Source organism: Candidatus Edwardsbacteria bacterium RifOxyA12_full_54_48 (assembly GCA_001777915.1).
GTDB lineage: Bacteria > Edwardsbacteria > AC1 > AC1 > EtOH8 > UBA2226.
This window is the reverse complement of record MFFN01000004.1, coordinates 204,814-227,614: the sequence shown is the minus strand read 5'-3', so window position 1 is coordinate 227,614 and position 22,801 is coordinate 204,814. Positions and strand designations below refer to the sequence as shown.

Sequence of the window (22,801 nt, the reverse complement as noted above, 5' to 3'; positions counted from 1 at the left end):
TTGAATCATTCGGCGGCGGATGCGCCGTCGCGGGACTGTCATTAAAACTGCCGGCGCAGAACCCCCAGAAGTTCAGTGTTTTCCACCGTGGGCGCTATGGTATCCTAATGCGATGAACAACAGCCCAGCACGATCAAGATGGTGTCTGCCTGCGGCGGGCTACCGCTAGCCGGTGGAGCCAAACTGGTGCCGGTGGAGGGAATCGAACCCCCATGGTATTGCTACCGGTGGATTTTGAGTCCACTGCGTCTACCAGTTTCACCACACCGGCCCAAGAGATGCCTAAGGATAGCAAAAGAAGCCGGTTTTGTCAATCAGTAATTGCGTTAAAGCCCGGGTCGCATATCGGCAAAATATCCTTTTGCGGCCACCGGGCAGTAAAATGAAAGTTGCCTTTGATATTTCGGTGTGCTATCATATCCAAATATGAACAGCGTTTACATCCATATTCCCTTCTGCCTGGCCAAATGCGGGTACTGCGGGTTCAACTCCCGACCGCTGGCTTCAGATGTCGAGGCTGAGAGATACTGTCAGGCCATCTTAAAGGAAATCGGAAATCGGAAATCGGGGATCGATATTCTGAAAACCATTTACTTCGGCGGGGGAACGCCCAGCCTGCTTTCAGTCAGACAGCTCAAGGATATTCTGGGGACGGTCAGGGAAAATATCGGCCCGATCGGCGATGACTGCGAGACGACCATCGAGGCCAATCCCGGGACGGTGGACATCTACAAACTATCCGACCTGCGCGAGGCCGGCTTCGATCGCTTAAGCCTGGGAGTGCAGTCCTTCGACCCCGATCTTTTAAAACTGATGGGCCGCCGCCATACCGCCGAGCAGGCCTTGGCGGCCTTCCGCGATGCCCGGCAGACGGGCTTTGGGAACATCAGCCTGGACCTGATCTTCGCTTTGCCGGGCCAGTCTTTGGAAAATTGGGAAACTGACCTGGCTAGGGCCTTAGACCTAGGGCCGGAGCATATCTCTTTGTATTCGCTGACCTACGAGCCGGACACCGAGTTCACCCGCCAGAAAGAGCAGGGCCGGTTCACTCCGGCATCCGAGGAGCTGGAGGAGGAGATGTACCTGGCGGCCATCGAGACCATGGGCTCTGCCGGGTATCAGCATTACGAGGTGTCAAACTTCGCCAGAAAAAATTTCCGGTCACGGCATAACCTCAATTACTGGATGGGCGGGGATTATCTGGGTTTCGGGGCCGGGGCCCATTCCCATCTGGACGGAAAACGCTGGGCCAACCAAAAGGATCCCGCCCAGTACATCGCTGCGCTGAAAAATGGAAACAGCCCGGTGGAGATGGAGGAGACCCTTACCCGCGATCAGCGGATCTTTGAAGCCATATTTCTGGGGTTAAGGATGGTCGATGGGATCGCCGTCGGGGAGTTTGAAAAGAAGTGGGGGATGGCGCCGGCCAAATATTTGCCCAAGGTGTGGCGGAAGCTGGAGGAGAATTATTACCTGGAGAAGGAGGGCGGCCGGGTGCGACTGAATATCGAAGGGCTGCTGCTGTCGGATACGATATTGGCGGACTTCGCTCCGTAGGGGTTTTTGCCACTAAGACACCAAGACACAAAGACTTTTTCTTGCTTGGCCCGTATCTCCCCTAAGAAGGGGAGAACTAGAGGGATGTCCTGAGCCCGTTGGCTGAGCCTGTCGAAGGGAACACAAAGTACATTCCCTTGGTTGAATAGTCATTGCGAGGAGACTATTCTGTTTATATACGAAGCAATCTCTTTGTCATTCCTGCGAAGCTTGTCCTCGCGAAGGCGGGGAGCAGGAATCCAGGTACTTTGAACTGCTAAGACGCTTAGAACGCAAAGATTATTTTTTGCTTGCCCCGTATTCCCCCTGGAAAGGGTTTTTGTCACCACTTCGTCAGTAATATAGTGGCAAAACTCAGTGCAAGCTCTGAGAAAACAAACTTGCCTGGCAGATTGAACGGGTGACGATAGGTGTCCTGCCCCAAATACTAAAGCCCCGCCGATTGGCGGGGCTTCTTGTAAACACAGCGATGCTATGAATAACATCGCTGGCGCATTCAACAAGGCCGAAATGTCGGCCTTTGATGATAACCAGCGATAGCCTTCCACCTGCGCTAAAGCTGCGGCGGATAAATCAGGCTATCGCTGTATGGTATATAATTTCTATCCTCTCCGGCCCGGCCGGCCGCTGCCCGGCTTGTGGCTGCTGTGGGTGGTCTTGGGGGCGGTCGGCGGACCCTGCCTGGGCCGCTGGCCGGATTGCGATGCCCGCGGCGGACGCTGCCCGGAGCGCCCCTGCTGGGGCTTCCGTCCGGTGCGGCGGCGGTGCTCGCTGATGGCCTCATGCACCGGCATCCGGGAATGGTAGGGGTGATCCTCCACCACCGGAATGCTTTTGTCCAAAAGCTTTTCTATCTCCCGCACATCCTGGCGCTCCTCGGCGTCGCAGAAGGTGATGGCCGACCCCACCGCCCCGGCCCGGCCGGTCCGCCCGATGCGGTGGATGTAGGAGTCGGCCTGCTGGGGCACGTCAAAATTCACCACGTGGGAGATGTTCTCGATGTCTATCCCCCGGGAGACGATATCCGAGGCCACCAGCACCCGGATGGAGCCGTCCTTGAACCCGGCCAGCACCCGTTCCCGGGCCCCCTGGGACTTGTCCCCGTGGATGGCCGAGGCCGGAATGCCGTCGGAGGTCAGCTTGCGGGCCACCCGGTCGGCCCGGACCTTGGTGCGGGTGAACACCAGCGCCCGGGTGAAAAGTTCATCCGACAGCAGGTGCTTCAGCAGATCGGGCTTGTCGTTCCGCTCCACAAAATACAGCGACTGTTCCACCGTCTCGGCGGCGGTGGTGTCGGGCGTTACTGATACTGATACCGGATTATCTAAAATGCTGCCGGCCAGATGGCGGATCTCCGGGGGCATAGTGGCCGAGAAGAACAGGGTCTGCCTCCGGATGGGCACCTTGGCCACGATCTTGCGGATATCATTTATGAAGCCCATGTCCAGCATCCGGTCGGCCTCGTCCAGCACCAGAATCTCCACCTTGTGCAGCAGGATCAGCCGCTGGTTCATCATGTCCAAAAGCCTGCCGGGGGTGGCCACCAATATGTCCACCCCGCCTTTCATGGCCTTCTGCTGATGTCCCTGAAAGACCCCGCCGTAGATCACCGCATAGCGCAGGCCGCTGTGGCGGCCGTAGGCGGCGAAGCTCTGGCCGATCTGGGCCGCCAGCTCCCGGGTGGGGGTGACGATCAGGGCCTTGATGTCCCGGAACTGCTGTCCCACCACCTCCGGGCGGGAGAGCTTCTGCAGGATGGGCAGGGCGAAGGCGGCGGTCTTGCCGGTGCCGGTCTGGGCGCAGCCCAGAAGATCCTTGCCGGACAGGGCCAGCGGGATGGTCTGCTGCTGGATGGGGGTGGGATCGGAGTAGCCCTCCTCGTGTATGGCCTTCAACAGAAACGGCGCCAGTCCCAGCTGGTCGAACTTAAGCTGGGGGCCGGTGGGCGCGGCCGGTTTTTTATGAACCTGGGGCGGCCGGCTAACCACTGCCGCGGGACGGTGGATCTCTGTCCGGGGCTGAAATTGGGTTTTGGGTTGCTCCGGTTTGCGATAGGTCGCCGTCCGGGGAGTTTCGGCCCGGGGCTGATGATGCGGCTTGGGCTGCTCCGGCTTGCGATAGGTCGCCGTCCGGGGAGGCTGTTGATGGGGCCGCTGGTTTTGCCCGCCGGAATGGCGGGCGGGGTTCCGCTCCGGGACCTGATGCCGGGCGACCGGTTTATGATCGGTCTTCTCTGGCGCGACAGTTTCTTTTTTCTTTCCTTTGAACAGGGATAATAATTTTCTTAAGGGCATAGATTCTTTCTTTAATTTGATGGGTTGAGAACTCAGAGCAGCTAACTACTGAAACTTGAAAATTCTGAAAAACACGGAATGAGGCATGGTAAATCTGGTGCTTTTGTTTGGGTAATTCAGTGTTTCCGTGGTAAAATTGTTTTTACGGAGGCCTTTGTTCGGTTAATGGTTTTGATGGGTTTTTCCAGTTTTACTCCGGGGCATTTGGTGCATTGCAGGCAGCGGATGCAGTCGGACGAGGCCGGGTCCCGGGTGATGTCAATGTCCACCGGGCACAGCTTTTTGCAGTCGGCCTTATCCGAGGTCTCGTATTGGTCCACTTTTATCTGCAGCAGGGAGACCCGGCTGAACATTCCGAAGATGCCCCCCAGCGGGCAGATGAAACGGCAGAACGGCCTTTTGATGTAAATGGCGGCGCCGACGGTCAGGGCCAGAAGGAGGATCTTCAGCCAGAACAGCCAGCCCAGCATCGACAGTTCGGTGGCGAACCTGCCCAGTAATTTGACCTTGATGAAGGCCGTGACCACTATCGGGATCCCGGCCTCGAGGGTCCCCACCGGGCAGAGCTTGGAGAACCAGGGCTCATGGGTCAACGCCGGGATGATGACGGCCGCCCCGAACAGCGACACATAGCGCCCCCAGCCCAGCCAGGAGGGCGGGTCGAATTTCTGCTTCCGGATCCTGGCCAGAATGTCCTGGAACAGCCCGAAGGGGCACAGGTACCCGCAGGCCCAGCGGCCCACCAAGGTCCCGACCAGGAAAAGGATGCCCAGCAGGAAGAAAGGGAACACCCCGAGGATCACGAAGTGCTGCAGGGTTCCGATGGGGCAGGCGAACACCGACAGGGGACAGGCATAGCAGGTCAGGGTCGGGCAGGGGATATACTTCAGGACCGGCGCCAGAAAATACGAAAAGGTGAGGACGGTGGCCGCTATCTGGACATAGAGCCGTTTGGTTCTGGTGGTAAGTTTGCTGAACATAGTGTAATGATAAGGGATAGCGGCCGTTTTGTCAATCAGCAAATATGTCAAGATGAGCAAAATTGCCTGTCTCGTCGCGTTGCATAATTTCAGGTCGGCTTCTCTCCGTGAATATCTCGAAGGAAATTACCAGCAGTATATGAATATATCTGTTCTTTCTTGTGACCAAGAAAGAACCAAAGAAGCGCCGGGGGATTTGGAACGGGCGTAAATTTTTAAAATAGGCATATCAGTACTTAATAGTTATTTATGGCCAACATTTTATTCTTGCACCTTTTCCGTCAAATCCCCCGGACCCCGTCTATCCGCCTTTGGCGGATCAGGGTAACCCTCCTAATCTGCTTTCAGGTTCCCCGCCATCAGTGGAGCGGCATTACTGCAGCTCCGAAAAAGCATTCAGTGTGTTATTGGCCTATGACAGGTTCTGGTTCAGTGAATGCCGGAGCAAACGCCTTACCTACCGCGCAACTGGGCGGTAAAGACTTCTTTGGTTACTTTCTTGGTCACAAGAAAGTAACCGAGTTCAATTTTTAGTCCTTTGTTTTAGGCATAATCCATGACTTGAGAGCTATGCTCCCCGGCCATATCTATTATGAAAAGCGAATTCCCCCAGCGGTTTCCGGGGAGGACGCTCCTTCTCACCCTTGGCCTGTTCGGAACTTAATCTGGGGCTTATCTTCTCCGAATGTTTTCCCACATTGATCAGGGTGATCACGGTCAGGTCGGCTGGTATCCCCAAGATAGCCCGGACCTTTTCCGGGTCGAACCCGGCGATGGGGTGGGCCACCAGCCCCAGCTCGGTGGCCCGCAGGATCAGATGGGCCGCGGCCATGCCGGTGTCGAAAAGATAATACTCCCGCCCGTCCTTGATCACACAGTCGTCCTCCTTTTTGGCGGCCACGGCGATGATCATCGAGGCATCGTAGGCCCATTCATTCCCCTTGGATAAAGCCCCGTGCATTTTTTTCAACGCTTCCTTCTCATAAACGAAAACGAAACGCCAGGGTTGTTTGTTGAAACAGGAGGCGGCCAAAGAAGCCGCCTTGGCCAGCTCCTTTATCATCTCCTGGTTTATTTCCACCGGCGCCAGCGAGCGGTATGCCCGCCGGGCCTGGATGGCGGTAGATACATCCATGTGCGACTCCTTTCACCAACATTACCTAATTAAATATACTCCATGCAGGGGCCTTTTTCAAGACGACCAGAGATTTTTTGTTGACAGTACCGTGGGATTGTTTTAAAATCACCATGATCTGTTTCGGGACAGATACAGGCACCAGCCACTGTTAAGTCTGTCAAACACAATAGGAGAACAAAATGCCCATCTGGCAACTGCTGTTGACACTGCTGCCCATCGTCGTCATACTGGTGATGCTGATAGCCTTCAAACGTCCGGCCGACCAGAGCGGCCTGGCCGGCTGGCTGGCCATCTCGCTGGCGGCCTTCTTCTTCTTTCACACCTCGGCCGAGGTCATCCTGCGCTCCACCGGGGCCGGCATAGTGCGCTCCCTGTCGGTCTCGCTGATAGTGGCCACCTCGCTGCTGCAGATGGCCCTGATGGAGAAGACCGGGGCCTTAAAAAGGATCATCATCTTCATCAAGACCCTGGCCGGGGGGCACCGGGCGGTGCAGATCATGATGATCAACATCGGATTCGGCACGCTGATGGTGGCGGTGGGGGCCACCCCGGTCTCCATATTGCCGCCCATCTTGCTGGCCATGGGCTATTCATCATACGTGGCCATCGCCCTGCCCTCCATCGGCTACGACTCGCTGTGCACCTACGCCCTGCTGGGGGCGCCCATCGTGGTGTTCGTGGACATCGCCAACAGTTTTCTGGGCAAGGGCAACGAGATCGGGCTGAGGCAGGCCGGGCAGGTGTTCTTCATGTTCCTGCCGCTGGTCTCCACCATGATCGGCTTCTGCATGCTCTGGATCGTGGGCAAGTGGCAGGCGGTGCGGCAGGGCTGGCTGCCCTGCCTGCTGACCGGCGGAGTGATCGGGCTGGTGGCTTACTTCACCAACCGCTTCGAGAATCTGGTGGTGCTGACCGGGGTGCTGTGCGGGCTGGCGGTGATCGCCGCCATGGCCCTGTACCTCAAGGCCTCCGGCAACAAGATCATCGATCGCAGCCTGCTCAATTCCGAGGAGCTGGATTTCGAGAAGACCTATCCCCTGTGGAGGGCCTTCATGCCCTGGCTGATCCTGATCGGGCTGATCCTGGCCCTGAACATCCCCAAGGACAGTTTCAATTTCCTGTACCGCACCCTCCGGCTGCCGATCAACGGGCTGGCTGCCGACGGCAAGCCCCTGGACACCCGGGCCCTGTGGCAGGCCTACACCTGGATACTGGCCAGCACAGTTCTGGCCCTGCCGTTCCTGAAACCCAACAAGGTCCAGATGAAGGACACCATGAGGATATGGCTCAAGCGGGCGCCCCGGCCGGTGTTCGCCGCCGCCATCTTCTTCGCCATCGGCGAGATCATGAATATGTCGGGCTATGACATGGCCCTGAAGCAGTTTGCCGTGCCCAGCATGATCAGGGTGCTGGCCGACTACTCCACCCAGATATTCGGCGGGGCCTACGGCGCGGTGGTGTCCTTCATCGGCCTGTTCGGCGGGTTTCTGACCGGCAGCGAGGCCTCGGCCATCGCCATGTTCGCCAAGTACACCATGACCACCGCCCAGAACCTGGGCCTGTCGCTAAATGGGCTGATCATTGTCACCGCCGGGCTGGCCTTCGGCGGCGGGCTGGCCAGCGTGGTTTCGCCGGCCAAGCTGCAGAACGCGGCGGCCTCGATAGACAGGATAGGGGAGGAGACCAAGGTCATCAAGATCGCCTTCGTCTTTTCGCTGATCCTGACCGCGGTCACTTCTTTGTTCGTGGTGGTGCTGTTGAGGTTCTACGGGTAGAATCGCAGGCCCCAGGATTTGATGATATCCGGTCAAGCAAAAGCCCTCCCGAAAACGGGAGGGCTTTTGCTTGAGTCCCTTAACGTAATTCTTCGATTGCCTCTTTGAACCACCTTCTGGCCCGGGCATCCTTGCGGCGTAGGTCAGCCGTATCCTTTACATAGAACAATGTTTGGAGTTTGGCCGCCTCCCGGGACGGAATTTCATAGTGCAGATACCGCCCCCGGAAATCATAATGGAAAGGGTAGTGCTTCATTCGCAAGGCTTCCACCAGCATGTTCAGGTTCATGAAATGATTATACTGGGCCTCGATGTAATTCTTTCGGTTAAGCTCCTTGGCCACATAATTGGAGAACAGTTCAAACATGTTGATCAGCCTGGCTTTTCGCTCTTTCATGCCGGCCAGGAACTTATTCCGGTCCAGCCGGGGCGGCTGGCAGACCCCGGCCTTGTCGAAGTGAACCAGGGCTTTCCCGTGGATCTCCGTCTCCAAAAGCTTGTCCTGGCTGCTTTGGGGCATCACCCCCACGTCCACTATTAAGAATTCTCCGGCCCGGGCCAGCTTGTAAAAAGTGTGGATCATGTCCGGCCAGTTGGGGTGGCTGGCAGACAGCCGGGCTGTGATGGGAGAGAGTTTTTTCAGGATTGCTTCCACCTCTTGGGCCGCCTTGTCTGCCTGTCCGTCTTTGACAGCCACCATCAGATCGATATCCGACCAGCGGTCCACCCGGCCAAAAGCTGCGGCGCCGCCCTCCCACATGGCTATAAGGTATTTTTTAGGCTCCAGGGCCTGCCTCAGCGCCTGAAGGATAGCCCCCCGGCTTAGTTCGTTCTTCGAATTCATTGTGCCTCGTGAGATATGTTATTGCTGACAGCCGGCAAGGCGTCCTCCGACAGCAGGTACTTCAGGTTGCTTACCGACACCACATCGCTGATGCATTCCACAAACCGGATATTCTCGTGGCTGGGGCTGGCCAGGGCATTCCGGATCATGATGGCGGCGAAACCTTCGTCCTGGGCCCCCCGGTAGGTCGAGAGCACGCAGTACTCGGCCCGGAATCCGGCCAGAAAGATGGTATCCACCCTCAGATCCTTGAGGACCTGGCAGAGCTTGGTCTGATGGAACGAATTGCCATGCTCCTTTTGGAGATGGATATCGGTGGGCAATATCTTCAAGCCCTCCGGTATCTCATATCCCGGATCCCCGGGCGCCAGGCCGTCCTTGGGGGAAAGATGCTGGACGCAGACCACCGGCAGGTTCCGCTCCCGGAACAGCTCTATGGCGCTGTTTATGTAGGCCTTGGCCTGTTCCAGCGACCGGACGGTATGGGGATCGCCGGATAAGAACGTCTTTTGAAAATCTATGATTAAAAGGGCGGGGTTCATCTCGAGATCCTTTCTGTTAAAAATACAGCAGGTATTTGGCCTTGACGGCGCTGATGGTGTACTGGGGCTGCATGAAGCCGTTGAGGTCCTGGGCCTGATAATCGTTGAGAGCGATATAGATCCAGCTTTTGGGGGCGAAGTTCCAAGAGAACAGGGCTCCCATACGGTTGGACAGGTGCTGGGACGAGGTCAGTTGGGTCTTAGGGGCTAGGAACACCATCTCATTGAAGGCCGAAAGGGTCATGGTGGGTGTGATCCGGAAATCCATTCTGGGCCGGATGACCGACCAGCTGGCCAGGATGCTTTTGGTGGTGTCCCATTCCATCCACAGGTTGGTGAGCAGGGTCATGCTCAGCGGCGAGATGAAGGAATAGCTGGCCACCATGTAGTTGGAGCCGTTGTAGGCCAGGTAGCCCCGGTTGTAGTTGTATTCGTATGCGTAGCGGCAGCCGGCGTTGAAATTATTGCCGAACAGCATGCTCCAGGCGCTCAGATCGAGGCTGCGGAACAGGTAGCTGGTGTCGGCCTCGTATCCCCGCCCGGCGTTCAGCTCCAGGCTTCCGCCCCGGTTGCGGCGGAAGGTGGGGTTTATGATCAGCGATCCGATCTTCGACCATTGGCTGCTGCCCGGCTGTTTTTCCAATGTTCCGCCCAGGTTGATGATCAGGTTGCGCAGGGCGCCCTGCTTGTAGGTCCAGTATGGTCCACTGCCTATTGCCAGCTTACTGCGGCCGGCCCAGGGCACAAATCCGATGTCCGAAACATCGAAGGAATCGTTCACCACCTCGGCGGTGGCCATGGTCAGCAGCGGCCCGGTGAAGCCCCGGAATCCCGCGGTGCCGGCCCAGCCGGTCTTGCCGCTGCGGTCCGAGAATGCCCCCTGCATGATCAGCTGGTTGGGGCCGCTTCTCAGCACAGTCTCCAGGGCCGAGGAGTAGTTGTAGTTTCCGCCGTCGACCATGGTTCCGCTGGCCAGAATGCCGATCTCGGAGTTGGCCAGTATCCGCCGCCTGGCCCTTAGGGCGCCGAAACGACGCTGGGGCTCGGCGATGCCCAACTGTTGGTCGGAGTACTGATCGGTCATGGCCGCCAGCACCCCCAGGTTCCAAGCTGAGGTCTTATGGGTCAGCTTGGCTCCGCCCATTATCTGGACCGCCTCTCCGCCGATGGAACGGCCCACCGCCCGGGAGTAAAATATGTTCAGAGGCGAGAACCCGCCCCCGTCGCCGAAGCTGGAAAGCCGGAACACATCCTGCCCGTCTACAAAAAACGGCCGCTGTTCCTGGAGGTAGCGGGGGTACCGGGAAAGGTTCAGGGAGAACTGGTCGGACTCGATCTGGGCAAAGTCGGGGTAGGCGGTGGCGTTCAGGGTGGTCTGCGGGGTGATGTCCCATTTCATGGTCAGGCTGCCGCTGGGCTGGGCCTGGTCCTTGAGGCCGGCGAACTTGTCGTTGCGCATGAATCCCTCGGGGTAAAGCTCGAAGTAATAGCCCGATGAACGGGGTTCGATGCCGGCCAGCTTCCCCCAGCGGGAGATCAGGTCGTTGTCGCGCTGCGGCACCGGGACCCAGGAGTCATCCTCGAAGTTCTCGGCTATGTGCCGCCGCAGCTGCAGCCCCCATTCCGAAAGCCCTTTTTTATAGCGGATGGTCTTGAACGGTATCTTGAACTCCATATCCATCCGGTCGGGGTGGACCTTCACCGCCTGGTACCAGACGCCCTCCCATGCTAGGTCCATGCTGCGTCCGTCGTCGGTGTACATCCCATCCCAGAAAATGCCGCTGGCATACTGCCAGAAGAAATAACCGCCGGTCCGGCTGCCCATGGGATCTATCCCGATGAGCACATAATCCTCATCCTTGGTATAGCTTTTGGTGGGGGGATTCTTCTGCGAATAACAGCGGAAGGCGACATACAGGTTCTCGTCGTCCTGCATCAGATAGGCTACAGTCCGCTCGCTAGGCTGGGCATTCTCATAGGGCCGGTTCTGGACAAAGTCGCTGACCGAATCGGCCTGCTGCCATATCTCTTCGATGACCCCGTCTATTTCGGGGACCGCCGTTGTCCGCTTTATCGAGATGGATTTTTCCAGCACCGTCTCCTGGGATAACAGGGCGGAAGGAGCGGTCAGCAGCAATGAAATGACGAATAATGACCTCAAGTCTAAAACCTTTTTCATGGGGGTTCTCCTGAAAATAAGTTTTTTGTTAGGGCTGATATTTATGGTTATCTGCAAGACCGATAATTAGCGAACCAGGGCCGTTAAGTTTGAACGAGCCGTGATCAGGGCCTCAGGATTATTTCTTTCGCTATAGGATATTTTATGCCGGCTTGGATTTTCAGCCTTGGCCATGCGGCAAAATTCTTTGATCAAAAAACTGCTGACATTTTTCAGGGCTTTTAGCGCCAGGCGCTCGGCGCCCGCCACTTGATTTAATTCGCAGCCGTTGCAAATAGTCCTGCGGTCTAGAGCGATGCTTAGAAATGCATTATCGGTGATTTCATTGATCAAGAAAGGTGCGGCAGTTTCAACGGTTTTGGATACAATTATCCGATCGGTGGCAGACATTGCATTGCCGGCAAGCACCAACCCCAGGAGGGTGGCGGTTGTTAGCAGGATCTTTTTCATGGTAACCTCGCTTTTTAAAGGTTAATTGAATTTATATGCGGGCAAACGTTTGTTTAGTGTGGTTTTAAAAAATATAGCCTTCTCGGGCTTGGGCGTAAATAAGCGGCGATAATATATGTATCTAATGGTATATACGTGAAAGGCGCTGGTTTTGTTTCACCTATTTGGGCCCGTATTTCATTTTATCCTTCTGGGTGGCATAAATAACCCCATGAAAATACTGGTTGACCAGCAGATCAACATATCTTTGATAAAAAAGATCGTCAAATTCAATGTGCTTTGTTTCCTGGCAATCTTCCTCGTTACATGCCTCGGCGGTCTTTTTGTTTTTTTCCAACTCGTGCCTAAATTGAAAATGGTTCTTGATCATCCCTCCCAAAAACCCGTTGTAGATGTTGGCATGGACCGGATCCTTCAGGTCGACACCCATTTGAAGGAACAGATCGAGCATCAGCTCACTGTACATCTTGCGCCACTTTTCCTTTAGGCCCTTTAGTTCGGGGATATCCAATACTGCGCAATTAAAGAAGATCAGGGCTTCGGTGGTGTTCTCCCGGAAGAAGTGCACTACATTGGTCACCAGGTTGCGTACCCGCTCCTCGGGGGGGGTGCTGTTGTCCCCGGCCGAGGCCTGGGCCTGGTAATACTTGCCGAAGGCATCCTCCAGGATATCCTTTAATATTCCGGATTTGCCGCCGAAGTAATAGTTGATCATGGCAATGTTGACACCGGCCTCCTTGGCGATCTCGCGAACCCCAATGGCCGAATATCCTTTGTTCACGAACAAAGCGGCGGCAGCTTCGAAGATGCGCCTCTTGGGATCGGTATTTCCATTATTTTTTTTGGTCATTATTTTCTCCCTGTATTAATCAAACGTTTGTATTATATCATCGAATTGTCATTTTGTCAAGCCCTTTTTTATAAAAAGCGAAAAAATATTTTAATAATATTTGTATATTAGGGTAAATAAATGATATATAAAATTAAAAACCGCCATAAAAAGGCGGTTTTTAAAGATCCTCAAGCTTAGTTAGATAAAAATTTGATAATTTCTTTTATATCCGGCAGTTCTTTTATAGGGTAAACCTTCACCCAGACCACCTGGCCGAATTCATCAACAATAACATTAGCCCTTTCGGAAAAGCCCTCCTTCTTCCGGAACAGGCCGTAGGCCTGGGCCACCTTTCCGTGCGGCCAAAAATCAGCCAGCATCCGGAGGGATCTTATCTTTAGCTCCCTGGCCCAGGCGTGTTTGGAGGGAATGGCATCCACGCTCATCCCAACCGGCATGGTGTTGAGCAGGTCGAAGGTCTTGAGATTCTTCTCCAGGGACTGCATCTGCCTGGCGCAGACCTTGGTCCAGGCCAGGGGGTGGAATGACAGCAGCACCTTGCGCCCCCTGAAAGCGCTCAACCTGAATTCGATATTGTGCTGGTCCCGAAGAATAAAATCGTGCGCCTTTTGGCCGGTCTTGGTAACGGACATGATATATCCTTCCTTAATATGAGATGCTGGATCCCGGATCGGACCGGAATGACACCGGACAGGTTCTATTGCAGACCGATGCAGGAATAGCAGATGGCCATGGCATTAATGTACAGGGGTTTCAGTTCTTTTCTAAAAACGCCTGCCGTTATGGCGGCGATGGAGACTATCAGGATAATTATCCCGGCGGTTTTTTTCATGGCTATTTCCCGGAAAGGTAGTCGTCCAGCTTTTTGGTCTTATAGGCCTGGGTGGAGACATAGGCCAGGATCTTTAAATACACCGGGGCCTCGATATATCCAGGCAGAATGCCGATCACCTTTCCATCGCTGTCCATGAACATGGTGGAGGGAAAGCCGCTGACCTTCATGCCCATGGTAAAGTCCGACTGAGCCATGACCTTTCCCAGGTATGTGATCTGGTCCGAGCTCTCGCCGTTTATTTTGGCGATGACGAAATTTTGCTTCAGGGCCGCCGTAACCGAAGAATCGGAATAGGTTTTATCGTCCATCACCTTGCACCACTTGCACCAGTCGGTATAGAAGTCAACCACCACGTATTTCTTGTCGGCGGCGGCCTTTTCCATCGCCTGGTCGAAGGCCAGCCACTCGGCCTTGGCCGGAACCACCTTGGCCTCGTTGTTTTCGGCCTTCTTATTGCCCGCGCAGGAAATTCCGGCGGTCAGCGATAAAGACAGGATCATCAGGGGGAGGTATCTCTTCATTGGTCACTCCTATGGTTGTAGATTTGTAAACTATTTTTTGAGGCCGGCCATCATCAGTCCGCCGATAACCGCCCACACCAGGGTGCTTATCCAGGGGTTGGCGGCCATGGGACAGGCCCCGGTGCGGCAGCCGATGAATCTATAGTACAGAAAACCCATGGCTCCTCCGCCGACGGCACCTATGGCTATTTTTAAGATATGGTTCATCAGGAAATCACCCGGCTCTCAATATTCATCTTGACCCCGTTCTGGATGGTGGCCGATACCGAGCAGTATTTTTCCTTGGACAGCTGGATGGCCTCCTCCAGAGCCTCCGGCGGGACCTTGCCCCGGGCCTCGAAGACAAAGTTCATATCGGTGAATCTTTTGGGATGCTCCCCGGCCCTGGTTCCGTCCATCAGCACCCGGAAGCCGGCCAGGTCCACCCGTTTCTTCTTGAGTATGGAGACCACGTCCATGGCCATGCATCCGGCCTGGGAGATCAACAGCAGCTGCATGGGGGAGAACCCGGAGGGGATGCCGTCCTTTTTCGATTCCAACACCAGGCCGTGGCCGGCGTCGTCGCTGGCGGTGAACTGCAGGTCCCTGACCCAATCCAATGTCAATGGCATATATCTCTTTTATCTTAAATAATGTGTGTGTGATTAATAATTTTCAGCCATTGCTTCGTAATAGCTCTGGGGATGGGCGCAGGCCGGGCAGGATTGGGGAGCCTCATTGCCCTGGTAGACGTAACCGCAGTTGCGGCAGCGCCACTTGATGGGCTGGTCCTTTTTGAACACCTGTTTTTTCTCGAGGTTGGCCAGCAGTTTAAGATAACGGGCCTCATGCTCCCGCTCCACCTCGGCGATGAACAGGTATATCTTGGCGATCTCGGAAAATCCCTCCTCGTCGGCGATGGCGGCGAACTCCGGATACAGCTTGGTGTGCTCCTCGTTCTCGCCCTCGGCGGAGGCCTTCAGGTTCTCAGGCGTGGTGCCGATCTTGCCGGCCGGATACATGGCGGTGACCTCAACTCCGCCGCCCTCCAGGAATTTGAAGAATCTCTTGGCATGCTCCTTTTCGTTCTCGGCCGTTTCGGTAAAGAACCATGATATCTGCTCATAGCCCTCCTTCTTGGCCACCGAGGCAAAATAGGTGTAGCGGTTGCGGGCCTGGGATTCCCCGGCGAAGGATTTGAGCAGGTTCTTTTCGGTGCGGGTTCCTTTTAAGCTTTTCATTTTCCCTCCTGAAATTATTTTAATAAGGAAACCAGGAATACTGCAAACAGCCGATCCTGGATCCGTGTCTTCCTAATGATTGTTACCCCTGAGCCAACCATAAACCGTGCAGGTTGCAGAATTCCTTGGCCGTCACTTCCTTGGCCTGGCATAAAAATTCCGCCTCCGGAGCATCCCCGGGCTTCAGATATTTGCGAAGGACCCGGCCGTCGGCATACAGGGCGATCCACTCTATATAATGCTTCTCCTCCATGGGATGCGCCACCGAGCCGACCTTGACCTTGTATCCATCTGCTGTCTTCTCGATCACCGGCAGGTGCTTCTCCCTGGCGTCGTCGACCGTGTTTTCGGCATAGAGCTTCATGGGCTTGCCGCAGCAGACCAGCTCTCCCTTGCCTCCGTGCAGCACCTCCACGATATTGCCGCAAATCTCGCATTTGTAGATCTGATTTCTCTCGGCCATGATGATTCTCCTTGTTTTATCGTTGGGACACGGCATGCCATGTCCTTACTGTAATTCCAGGTACTGCTGGGCGGCGATGGCCGCGGTGGCGCCGTCGCCCACCGCGCCGGAGATCTGCCGGACCAGCTTTTTACGGATGTCGCCGCAGGCAAATATGCCCGGGGCCGAAGCGGCCATATTTTCATCGGTGATGATGTATCCCTGCTGGTCGGTCTTGACGGCATCCTTTACCAGATCGCTGTTGGGCTTATAGCCCACGTAGATGAATGCTCCGGTGACCGGGATCACCTCTTCCGCCAGCGTTTGTTTGTCCATGACTTTGATGCCCGTCACCCCGGTGCTGCCCGCGATGGCCAGGATTTCCTTGTTCCAGGCAAACTCTATCTTATCGTTGGCGAAGGCGATCTTCTGGATGGAATCGGCCGCCCGTAAGGCATTGCGGCGGTGGATAACAGTCACTTTTGAGGCCAGCCCGGCCAGGTAGATGGCCTCCTGCACAGCCGAATCACCGCCGCCCAGCACCGCTACCGGCTGGTTTTTAAAGAAGGCCCCGTCGCATACCGCGCAGTAGGAGACCCCTTTGCCCAGCAATTCCTTTTCACCCGGCACTCCCAAGGTTTTTGGAAAGGCGCCGGTGGCGATGATCAGGGCCCGGGATTTGACGGTGCTGCCGTCGGACAAGGCTATCAGCTGAAACTTATCATGCGCCGAAACGCTGTCGGCCTGGGCCGAAAGAATCTCGGCCCCGAATTTTTTGGCCTGCTGTTCCATCCTCTGGGCCAGCTCATAACCCGAGATGCCTTCGGGGAACCCGGGATAGTTGTCTATCCGCTCGGTGTTGGCCACCAAGCCGCCGGGCATCATCTTTTCGATTATGGCCGCCTTCAGGCCGCCCCGGCCGGCGTAAAGTCCGGCGGTCAGCCCGGCCGGGCCGGCGCCCAAGATGGCGATGTCGTAATTTTTAATGTTTTCCATATTTTGCGATCAATTTATCGAATTAGCCGGGACAGGGGCCTCTTGAAAAACCCGGCAGCTTTGCAGACAGTGTCCGCAATTGGTGCATCTATCCTGATCGATGTAAGGAGCCTTAAAGCCGTCCTGCTTGATGGCACCGACCGGGCAAACTCTTAGTGACGGACAGCGGTGATTTTGGGGACAGTATTCGGATTTAACAATTATCATTTTATATGTATGGGACGGGGATTTTCACAGATCCTGCGTTAGATTTTTAAATCCCCGTGTTTTCCTTTCCATTAAATTATTCGGCCGCCTTCAATATGTGATTGATAAAGACCGGCTCGGGCTGGGCTCCCTCGAACTGGATGGTCTCGTTGATGATCACCTTGGGGACGCCCATCACCCCGTATTTCTGGACCAGCTGTGGGAACTCCGCCGATTCCACCATGTGGGCGGTGATCATGTCGCTCTCGATGGCCGCCTGATGGGCCATCCGGACCGCGGCCGGACAGTAGGGGCAGGTGGGGGTGATGAACACTTGGATCCTGACCGGCTTGGCTATCTTCTTTAGTTTTTCCCGGGAGTCGAGGGTCAGTCCGGTGGTGCCCCGGGATACGTCTATGATGTCCTCTATCAATGATGTGAACTCAAAGCCGGAGGGGACCCCGAAGAACCGCACTCCGTAATCCCTGCCGCCTATCAGAGCGATGCCGGGGATCTTGTCGATGCCGTACTGGTCGGCCAGGGATTTATCCTCCAAAAGGTCGTATCTTTCCAGCGACAGCTTGTCCGAAAGGGCGGCGATCTCGGTCAAGATCTCCTCGGTGGGCTGACAGTACAGGCATTCCAGCTTTTGGGTGAAGAACAATATCTTTACCGGGTCAACCAGTTTTTCGGAGAATTCATGGCGCAGATGGTTCTGATCATCTTCCTTCAACATTCCCATGTTATAACCCTCCTTTCATTTATCGCCTTCTCAGCGGCAGTTCCCGGAGACGCTGCACTGAGATGCTGTTCCGGTGATTATTCCCCGGACCACCTGGGCCCCGAAAGCCAACAGGGCCAGCAGTGAAAATATTATTATCAGATAGCGGGCAGGTTTGCGCATCATTCAGAGGCTAAAGCCCGCAGGAGCCGGAGGAACATCCGCAGTTTCCGGAAGGGCAGGAACCGCCCATATCTCCACTGGAAAATGAATCCGAGCCGCCGACCGAGGCGGCGAAGGTGGAGAGCATCTTCTCGGTCTTTACCCCGCACTGGGGGCATTTGGGGGCCGGGGCGGAGAATGATGCCACCAGCTCTTCGGTCTTCACTCCGCACTGGGGGCACTGATATTCGTAGATCGGCATTTTAGATGTTATTCCTTTGTTTTTTTATTGGTGTTGATCCCCAGGACCCTGTAAAGCAGACAGAAGCCGGTGACGGCGGTTATCAAAGCGATGGCAGCCAGCACCAGCAGGACCCATTTTATCGGACCGGCCATCAACAGACCTGCAGCCAGCAGGGCGATGCCCAATACGGCTCGGATGATCCGGTCAAGAACGCTTTCGTTGGTTTTCATGGGGATCCTCCTTATTTATTTATCGCGGCATCCAGCCTGGCGGCGATGGCCGGTTTGGGCATGGCGCCCACCAGGGTGTCAACTATCTGGCCGTTCTTGAAGATCAGCATGGTGGGAATGCTGCGGATGCCGAACTGGGAAGATTTTTGGGGATTGGCATCGACATCCAGCTTGGTCATCTTTATCTTCCCCTGGTAATCGTTGGACAATTCCTCGATGATGGGCCCCACCATCCGGCAGGGGCCGCACCAGGCCGCCCAGAAGTCCACCAGAACCGGGATGTCGGATTTCAAGACCTCTTGGTCGAAATTTCCGTCGGTCAAATGCGCTACGGACATTTTAGCTCCTTTGTGTTATCAAAATAATTTGGTTTCTGTTAATTTAGATGCCGCAATCCGCCAAAGGATTCAAAGTTTATTTTTGGCTTTTGCTCCGGGCCAGTTGGATGGTGGCGAACAGGCGTTTTTCGGCGTCTTTGGGCAGGGGCTCCTGCTCCAGAGAGCGGTACAGGGTTACGGTCCTTTTCAGGGTGTCAAAATACATCCGGCAGTCGGGGCACTCGGCCAGATGACCCTCCAGTTTGCGGCACAGCTGTTTCCTGAGGTCCTTATCCAGATACTCGGAGAAGGCCGCCGTCATCCGGTGGCAGTGGTGCTGGGCCTTTTTAGAAATTATTTTCGGCATGTCAACTATCCTTTAAATAACCCGACAGGTTTTTTCTCAAAAATTCCCGGGAGCGGTGAAGCTTGGATTTCATGGCCGGCAAGGTGAGCCCCAGTATTTTGGCCACCTGGCCGCCATCCAGCCCCTCGATGTCCCTTAAAACCACCACCGCCCGGTCCTTAGCAGGCAGCTTCTGCAGCTGCTGATCCAGCACCGCCCGGAATTCTCTGCTCAGCAGCGATTCCAGGGGCGAGGCGGCCTTGTCCGGCAGCTCCTCGACCACGTTAAGCGGCAGGTGGCCGGCATCGCGGCCCCGGCGTTTGCTGCGGCGCAGTTTCATCAGGCTGAAGTTGGTGGCCAGGCGGAACAGGTAGGTGGAAAGCTTGGATCCACCCCTGAAATGATGGAGCTTCTGATACAGGGCGATGAAAGTCTCCTGCAGTACGTCCTCGGCCTCACTTGGGCTGCCCAGCAGCCGCAGGGCCACCGAATATACCCTCGATTGGTGGAGCTTCACCAGCTGATTGAAAGAACCTGAATCTCCGTCCCGAGCCTGCTGTAACAAAATATGTTCGTCGATGGGCTGCTTCATGTATTTAGATGTCGAGTATGGTTAAAGGATTCAAAATAAATAAAAAATGTCCTTGACAGGATAAAATAGTGGAGTTATCATAACCACAGCGGTTGGTGATATAGTAAATACTGTTTTTGGGCCACCGCAAACGGTCCCAAAGCTTTTTAATAGTAATTGATAGATAGGTAAATGTCAATAGCGGGAGAAAAGAAACCCGCTGGCGCGGCAAATGCAATTGAGGAGTCAGAATATGTTCACCGGAAAAGAGGAGCATAAGATTAGTTTTAAGAAAGCGCAGGCTCTGGTCAAGGCCTATCAAAAAAACCAGGCCAAGAAAAAAGTGAAAGCGCTTTATTTCAGCAGGGATGCCATTGGCAAAATATTAAAACAGAAGGGCTGCCTCGGCCTGCGCATATATTATGCTAAAAAACCCACCGGGGCCAATACCCTGGTCATGACCGGGGTGGATAAAAAGGGGAATGATATTGCCAAAGGGCTTTTGGCCGAGTTTGGATTTCCCTGTCCGCCATATTGTCCGCCGGATAAAAGCATAATATAACGCAGAAGGTTTGTAATCGTCATGCATATCGCTGATTACGTTTTGGGTGCCGGATATTATCTATCGCTGCTGTTTCCGATCGCAGGCGGGGCGTTCTTTTTAAAAAAAATGCCCAAAGCAACAAAAATATTTTTTTTGCTGACAGTTATCGCCTTTATAGCGGAAACAATTGCTTTGTCGATGGCCCTGAGGAAAACAAATAACTATTTGGTGTATCAAATCTATTTTTTTATTGAAACGGTAATAATTGCAATAATTTTCTGCTGGTGGAACGAGAGATCTCTTATTAGGGCGATAATAGCGGCGGGGTGCGCTCTGATGGCGATAGTTTGGATTTATTTCAATGTTATCGCCCCCTCCAAGGATGGTTTTGCTAAAATGCCCCTGTTGATAGAGAGCATTGTTTTTATGCTGGCGGCAACCCATTTTATGATATATATGTCAATATGGGGAAAGACTTCTATATTCGATGATCATCGCTTTTGGATCTGCCTGGGCCTGCTTCTCAACTTCACCGGAAACATACTTATATATTCCAACCTTAATTTTGTTTTTACCCAGGCCGCGCCATTGTGGAGGATCAACTGGGTCATCAGCTTTTTGGTCAATGGGATTTACGCCATAGGCTTCATAAGCCTCAAATGGACCGATAGGTCGGCACCGCGGTTGACCGTAAGTGGGAAAGAAGCGGTCTGGGAGGTGGCAGATTGAATAATTATTTGATTTTATTATGAACAATGGAAACTTATATTGGCTGATTTTAGCCGGAAGCGGAACGATGCTGCTCTTGTTGGGCGCCTTTGTCGGCGCGGTCTTCTTGGGCCACCGCAAGATAAGCCATCTTTCGACCGAACATCAAAAACAGCTGGAAAAAAGCGAGGCCCGGTTCCAGCGGCTGATTGAGAACAGCCCGGTGCCGATCGCCGTGGCTAACCTCCAGGGATTTTTATATTCCAATCAGGCCTTTGCCCGTTTGCTGGGGATAGAAAAGCCGGATCAATTAATTGGCCAGACCATAGGTGAGTTCATGCATCCAGATTACCGGCAGATAGAACAGAATCGGATCGAAAGGGTGGTAAATAATCGCATCAATGCCGGCCTGCTGGAGCAAAAAGTGGTCCGACGGGACGGGGTGGAGCTGGATGTCAAAACCATTAGCTCACCAATCGTCTTCGCCGGCCAGCCGGCCGCCCAGATCACTTTCCAGGATATCACCACCAGCAAGCATATCCAGCACCTTCTGGAGAAAAACCAGCAGAACCTGGAAGCCGAAATAAGGGAACGAACCAAAGAACTGCTGACGACCAATCAGAATTTGAAGCACGAGATCAGCCAAAGGGTGATGATCGAGGAAATACTCAGCACCAGCGAGAAGCATTTTCGTTCGCTGATCGAGAACAGCCTGGATCTTATCGCCATAGTGAACAGAGAGGGCCGGCTGACCTATGTAAATCCCATGGTAAAAATAATGCTGGGTTACGACGGAAAGGATGTCCTCGGAGCAGAGGTATATGATTATATCTTTCCCGATGATGCGGTAGAGGTGAAAAAGGTCTTCGGAGAGTTGCTGTCCAGGGTGGGGGAGGTTCGCTGCATGGATTTCAAGATAAGGCATAAAGACGGAAGTTATCGAACCATCGAGGCCCTATCCCGCAATATGCTGGATCTGCCGGCGGTGAACGGAATAATGGCTACCATCAAGGATGTGACGGAGAAAAGGAAAGCCCAGCAGCAGATAGAATATTTGAGCTTTTACGACCGGCTCACCGGACTGCATAACCGGGCATTTTTCGAGGAGGAGATTTTAAGGATAGATACCAACCGCCATCTGCCGATAACCATGTTTGTGGCCGATGTCAATGGCCTCAAGCTGGTCAATGATGCCTTTGGGCACGTCGAGGGCGACGAGCTGCTCAACCGGATGGCCCAGATCCTTAAGCTGTGCTGCCGGCGCGAGGATATCATCGCCCGGTGGGGCGGCGACGAGTTCGCCCTGCTGTTGTTGAACACTCCGGGCTACAAGGCCGACGAACTTTGCCAGAGGATAAACCAACTGTGCCGGGAAAAGGTCAAGGGCCCGGTTGCTTTGAGCCTGGCCATGGGTCATGCCACCAAGAAAAAGATGGAGCAGAACATCAAGGACATCCTGAAGGAAGCCGAAGAAAACATGTACCGCAGCAAGATGATGACCAGCAAAAAGGTCCGGACCGACATCATGTCTCATCTGCTGGGATTGTATTACCAAAAAGGACAGCGGACCAAGGAGCAGTTGGGGGTATTGCAGGGCCTGGCCCGGGAGATGGCATCGGCCCGGGGGCTGACCCCGCCCGAAACCTTAAAATTGCAGCAGGTGCTGGAATACTGCGACCTCGGCAATATAGCAATAGAGCAAAAACTGTTCAATAAGAAGGATCGACTGACCGCCGAGGAATGGAAGATGATGCACCGGCATCCGGAGATAGGCTATCACATCGTCCAGAACACGCCGGAGACCGCCGACCTGGCCGAGCCCATCCTGGCCCACCATGAGTGGTGGGACGGCAGCGGATATCCCCGAAACCTGAAGGGCGAGGACATCCCCCTATATGCCCGAATGGTTTCCATACTTAACGCCTATGACGCCCTGACCCAGAAGAGGCCCTATCGAAGGGCAGTCGGGCCGGAACAGGCCATCAAGGAGATCAAAAGGTGCGCCGGCACCCAGTTCGATCCCTTCCTGGCGGAGGTGATGGAGGAAATAACGATCCGGCTGTAAGGTCAATGCCGCTGGCTTATGTTTGTTTTATCATTTGAAGCGAGGTGAAAAAATGAGAAGCTTGGGGGCAAAGCCCCTCAG

Annotated in this window: 25 protein-coding genes and 1 tRNA gene; 5 read left to right on the top strand and 21 right to left on the bottom strand. The window is 54.6% G+C overall.

The genetic code is table 11. The annotated features are described in order from the left end of the window. Positions 1-184: 184 nt before the first annotated feature. Positions 185-271 (bottom strand) — tRNA-Leu (locus tag A2273_02650). Between the two features lie 155 nt (positions 272-426). Between A2273_02650 and A2273_02645 the strand changes: the two genes are divergently transcribed. Further along, the gene (locus tag A2273_02645) at positions 427-1,557 is read left to right on the top strand and encodes a hypothetical protein (GenBank protein ID OGF07388.1); all 1,131 of its coding nucleotides are present in this window, start codon (positions 427-429) and stop codon (positions 1,555-1,557) included. Positions 1,558-2,159: 602 nt separating this feature from the next. Here the strand turns inward: A2273_02645 and A2273_02640 are convergent. From A2273_02640 to A2273_02630, 3 genes are all read right to left on the bottom strand, one after another. Further along, positions 2,160-3,851, bottom strand: coding sequence for a hypothetical protein (locus tag A2273_02640; protein OGF07387.1), 1,692 nt, complete (start codon positions 3,849-3,851; stop codon positions 2,160-2,162). Positions 3,852-3,967: 116 nt separating this feature from the next. Then, the gene (locus A2273_02635; protein OGF07386.1) at positions 3,968-4,831 is read right to left on the bottom strand and encodes a hypothetical protein; all 864 of its coding nucleotides are present in this window, start codon (positions 4,829-4,831) and stop codon (positions 3,968-3,970) included. 568 nt (positions 4,832-5,399) lie between these two features. Next, positions 5,400-5,966 carry a nitroreductase gene (locus A2273_02630; GenBank protein OGF07385.1) on the bottom strand — a complete coding sequence of 189 codons (567 nt, stop codon included), beginning with the start codon at positions 5,964-5,966 and terminating at the stop codon, positions 5,400-5,402. A gap of 182 nt (positions 5,967-6,148) precedes the next feature. On the opposite strand from A2273_02630, the gene A2273_02625 reads away from it, so the two are divergent. Beyond that, positions 6,149-7,744 (top strand): lactate permease, encoded by a 1,596-nt coding sequence (locus A2273_02625; protein OGF07384.1) that lies wholly within the window; start codon positions 6,149-6,151, stop codon positions 7,742-7,744. Between the two features lie 79 nt (positions 7,745-7,823). Here the strand turns inward: A2273_02625 and A2273_02620 are convergent, their stop codons facing one another. From A2273_02620 to A2273_02540, 17 genes are all read right to left on the bottom strand, one after another. Further along, positions 7,824-8,588, bottom strand: coding sequence for a hypothetical protein (locus tag A2273_02620; protein OGF07383.1), 765 nt, complete (start codon positions 8,586-8,588; stop codon positions 7,824-7,826). Continuing rightward, positions 8,585-9,130, bottom strand: coding sequence for a hypothetical protein (locus tag A2273_02615; GenBank protein OGF07382.1), 546 nt, complete (start codon positions 9,128-9,130; stop codon positions 8,585-8,587). Before A2273_02615 ends, A2273_02620 begins: the two co-directional genes overlap by 4 nt. A gap of 16 nt (positions 9,131-9,146) precedes the next feature. Further along, a complete protein-coding gene (locus A2273_02610; protein OGF07381.1) occupies positions 9,147-11,309 on the bottom strand; it encodes a hypothetical protein in 2,163 nt (720 codons plus the stop codon). Positions 11,310-11,375: 66 nt separating this feature from the next. Then, the gene (locus A2273_02605) at positions 11,376-11,759 is read right to left on the bottom strand and encodes a hypothetical protein (GenBank protein ID OGF07380.1); all 384 of its coding nucleotides are present in this window, start codon (positions 11,757-11,759) and stop codon (positions 11,376-11,378) included. A 160-nt stretch (positions 11,760-11,919) separates the two neighbouring features. Next, on the bottom strand, positions 11,920-12,609 hold the full coding sequence (locus A2273_02600) for a hypothetical protein (GenBank protein OGF07379.1): 690 nt from the start codon (positions 12,607-12,609) through the stop codon (positions 11,920-11,922). Between the two features lie 176 nt (positions 12,610-12,785). Continuing rightward, complete coding sequence (locus A2273_02595) at positions 12,786-13,244, bottom strand: thioredoxin peroxidase (GenBank protein ID OGF07378.1); 459 nt, start codon at positions 13,242-13,244, stop codon at positions 12,786-12,788. 202 nt (positions 13,245-13,446) lie between these two features. Beyond that, complete coding sequence (locus A2273_02590; protein OGF07377.1) at positions 13,447-13,968, bottom strand: hypothetical protein; 522 nt, start codon at positions 13,966-13,968, stop codon at positions 13,447-13,449. A gap of 206 nt (positions 13,969-14,174) precedes the next feature. Further along, on the bottom strand, positions 14,175-14,579 hold the full coding sequence (locus A2273_02585; protein OGF07376.1) for a hypothetical protein: 405 nt from the start codon (positions 14,577-14,579) through the stop codon (positions 14,175-14,177). Between the two features lie 33 nt (positions 14,580-14,612). Next, the gene (locus tag A2273_02580; protein ID OGF07375.1) at positions 14,613-15,188 is read right to left on the bottom strand and encodes a rubrerythrin; all 576 of its coding nucleotides are present in this window, start codon (positions 15,186-15,188) and stop codon (positions 14,613-14,615) included. Positions 15,189-15,270: 82 nt separating this feature from the next. After that, the gene (locus A2273_02575; GenBank protein ID OGF07374.1) at positions 15,271-15,651 is read right to left on the bottom strand and encodes a desulfoferrodoxin; all 381 of its coding nucleotides are present in this window, start codon (positions 15,649-15,651) and stop codon (positions 15,271-15,273) included. Between the two features lie 45 nt (positions 15,652-15,696). After that, positions 15,697-16,617, bottom strand: a complete 921-nt coding sequence (locus tag A2273_02570; GenBank protein ID OGF08001.1) for a thioredoxin-disulfide reductase — start codon at positions 16,615-16,617, stop codon at positions 15,697-15,699. A gap of 292 nt (positions 16,618-16,909) precedes the next feature. Beyond that, on the bottom strand, positions 16,910-17,554 hold the full coding sequence (locus tag A2273_02565; protein OGF07373.1) for a glutaredoxin: 645 nt from the start codon (positions 17,552-17,554) through the stop codon (positions 16,910-16,912). A gap of 172 nt (positions 17,555-17,726) precedes the next feature. Continuing rightward, complete coding sequence (locus tag A2273_02560; protein OGF07372.1) at positions 17,727-17,957, bottom strand: hypothetical protein; 231 nt, start codon at positions 17,955-17,957, stop codon at positions 17,727-17,729. 8 nt (positions 17,958-17,965) lie between these two features. Further along, positions 17,966-18,169, bottom strand: coding sequence for a hypothetical protein (locus tag A2273_02555; protein OGF07371.1), 204 nt, complete (start codon positions 18,167-18,169; stop codon positions 17,966-17,968). Positions 18,170-18,180: 11 nt separating this feature from the next. Beyond that, the gene (locus tag A2273_02550) at positions 18,181-18,507 is read right to left on the bottom strand and encodes a thioredoxin (GenBank protein ID OGF07370.1); all 327 of its coding nucleotides are present in this window, start codon (positions 18,505-18,507) and stop codon (positions 18,181-18,183) included. 76 nt (positions 18,508-18,583) lie between these two features. Next, a complete protein-coding gene (locus A2273_02545; GenBank protein OGF07369.1) occupies positions 18,584-18,853 on the bottom strand; it encodes a hypothetical protein in 270 nt (89 codons plus the stop codon). A 1-nt stretch (position 18,854) separates the two neighbouring features. Then, a complete protein-coding gene (locus A2273_02540) occupies positions 18,855-19,424 on the bottom strand; it encodes a hypothetical protein (GenBank protein OGF07368.1) in 570 nt (189 codons plus the stop codon). A gap of 232 nt (positions 19,425-19,656) precedes the next feature. On the opposite strand from A2273_02540, the gene A2273_02535 reads away from it, so the two are divergent. The 3 genes from A2273_02535 to A2273_02525 all read left to right on the top strand — a co-directional run bounded on the left by A2273_02535 (position 19,657) and on the right by A2273_02525 (position 22,720). Further along, positions 19,657-19,965 carry a hypothetical protein gene (locus tag A2273_02535; GenBank protein ID OGF07367.1) on the top strand — a complete coding sequence of 103 codons (309 nt, stop codon included), beginning with the start codon at positions 19,657-19,659 and terminating at the stop codon, positions 19,963-19,965. A gap of 21 nt (positions 19,966-19,986) precedes the next feature. Next, the gene (locus A2273_02530; GenBank protein ID OGF07366.1) at positions 19,987-20,676 is read left to right on the top strand and encodes a hypothetical protein; all 690 of its coding nucleotides are present in this window, start codon (positions 19,987-19,989) and stop codon (positions 20,674-20,676) included. Positions 20,677-20,743: 67 nt separating this feature from the next. After that, positions 20,744-22,720 (top strand): hypothetical protein, encoded by a 1,977-nt coding sequence (locus A2273_02525; protein ID OGF07365.1) that lies wholly within the window; start codon positions 20,744-20,746, stop codon positions 22,718-22,720. The last annotated feature ends 81 nt before the right edge of the window (positions 22,721-22,801 follow it).

What these genes read in the sequence shown, in the direction of transcription:
- A2273_02645 (OGF07388.1), top strand. Translation starts at nt 427, where the DNA reads ATGAACAGCGTTTACATCCATATTCCCTTCTGCCTGGCCAAATGCGGG.
- A2273_02640 (OGF07387.1), bottom strand. Translation starts at nt 3,851, where the DNA reads ATGCCCTTAAGAAAATTATTATCCCTGTTCAAAGGAAAGAAAAAAGAA.
- A2273_02635 (OGF07386.1), bottom strand. Translation starts at nt 4,831, where the DNA reads ATGTTCAGCAAACTTACCACCAGAACCAAACGGCTCTATGTCCAGATA.
- A2273_02630 (OGF07385.1), bottom strand. Translation starts at nt 5,966, where the DNA reads ATGGATGTATCTACCGCCATCCAGGCCCGGCGGGCATACCGCTCGCTG.
- A2273_02625 (OGF07384.1), top strand. Translation starts at nt 6,149, where the DNA reads ATGCCCATCTGGCAACTGCTGTTGACACTGCTGCCCATCGTCGTCATA.
- A2273_02620 (OGF07383.1), bottom strand. Translation starts at nt 8,588, where the DNA reads ATGAATTCGAAGAACGAACTAAGCCGGGGGGCTATCCTTCAGGCGCTG.
- A2273_02615 (OGF07382.1), bottom strand. Translation starts at nt 9,130, where the DNA reads ATGAACCCCGCCCTTTTAATCATAGATTTTCAAAAGACGTTCTTATCC.
- A2273_02610 (OGF07381.1), bottom strand. Translation starts at nt 11,309, where the DNA reads ATGAAAAAGGTTTTAGACTTGAGGTCATTATTCGTCATTTCATTGCTG.
- A2273_02605 (OGF07380.1), bottom strand. Translation starts at nt 11,759, where the DNA reads ATGAAAAAGATCCTGCTAACAACCGCCACCCTCCTGGGGTTGGTGCTT.
- A2273_02600 (OGF07379.1), bottom strand. Translation starts at nt 12,609, where the DNA reads ATGACCAAAAAAAATAATGGAAATACCGATCCCAAGAGGCGCATCTTC.
- A2273_02595 (OGF07378.1), bottom strand. Translation starts at nt 13,244, where the DNA reads ATGTCCGTTACCAAGACCGGCCAAAAGGCGCACGATTTTATTCTTCGG.
- A2273_02590 (OGF07377.1), bottom strand. Translation starts at nt 13,968, where the DNA reads ATGAAGAGATACCTCCCCCTGATGATCCTGTCTTTATCGCTGACCGCC.
- A2273_02585 (OGF07376.1), bottom strand. Translation starts at nt 14,579, where the DNA reads ATGCCATTGACATTGGATTGGGTCAGGGACCTGCAGTTCACCGCCAGC.
- A2273_02580 (OGF07375.1), bottom strand. Translation starts at nt 15,188, where the DNA reads ATGAAAAGCTTAAAAGGAACCCGCACCGAAAAGAACCTGCTCAAATCC.
- A2273_02575 (OGF07374.1), bottom strand. Translation starts at nt 15,651, where the DNA reads ATGGCCGAGAGAAATCAGATCTACAAATGCGAGATTTGCGGCAATATC.
- A2273_02565 (OGF07373.1), bottom strand. Translation starts at nt 17,554, where the DNA reads ATGGGAATGTTGAAGGAAGATGATCAGAACCATCTGCGCCATGAATTC.
- A2273_02560 (OGF07372.1), bottom strand. Translation starts at nt 17,957, where the DNA reads ATGCCGATCTACGAATATCAGTGCCCCCAGTGCGGAGTGAAGACCGAA.
- A2273_02555 (OGF07371.1), bottom strand. Translation starts at nt 18,169, where the DNA reads ATGAAAACCAACGAAAGCGTTCTTGACCGGATCATCCGAGCCGTATTG.
- A2273_02550 (OGF07370.1), bottom strand. Translation starts at nt 18,507, where the DNA reads ATGTCCGTAGCGCATTTGACCGACGGAAATTTCGACCAAGAGGTCTTG.
- A2273_02545 (OGF07369.1), bottom strand. Translation starts at nt 18,853, where the DNA reads ATGCCGAAAATAATTTCTAAAAAGGCCCAGCACCACTGCCACCGGATG.
- A2273_02540 (OGF07368.1), bottom strand. Translation starts at nt 19,424, where the DNA reads ATGAAGCAGCCCATCGACGAACATATTTTGTTACAGCAGGCTCGGGAC.
- A2273_02535 (OGF07367.1), top strand. Translation starts at nt 19,657, where the DNA reads ATGTTCACCGGAAAAGAGGAGCATAAGATTAGTTTTAAGAAAGCGCAG.
- A2273_02530 (OGF07366.1), top strand. Translation starts at nt 19,987, where the DNA reads ATGCATATCGCTGATTACGTTTTGGGTGCCGGATATTATCTATCGCTG.
- A2273_02525 (OGF07365.1), top strand. Translation starts at nt 20,744, where the DNA reads ATGCTGCTCTTGTTGGGCGCCTTTGTCGGCGCGGTCTTCTTGGGCCAC.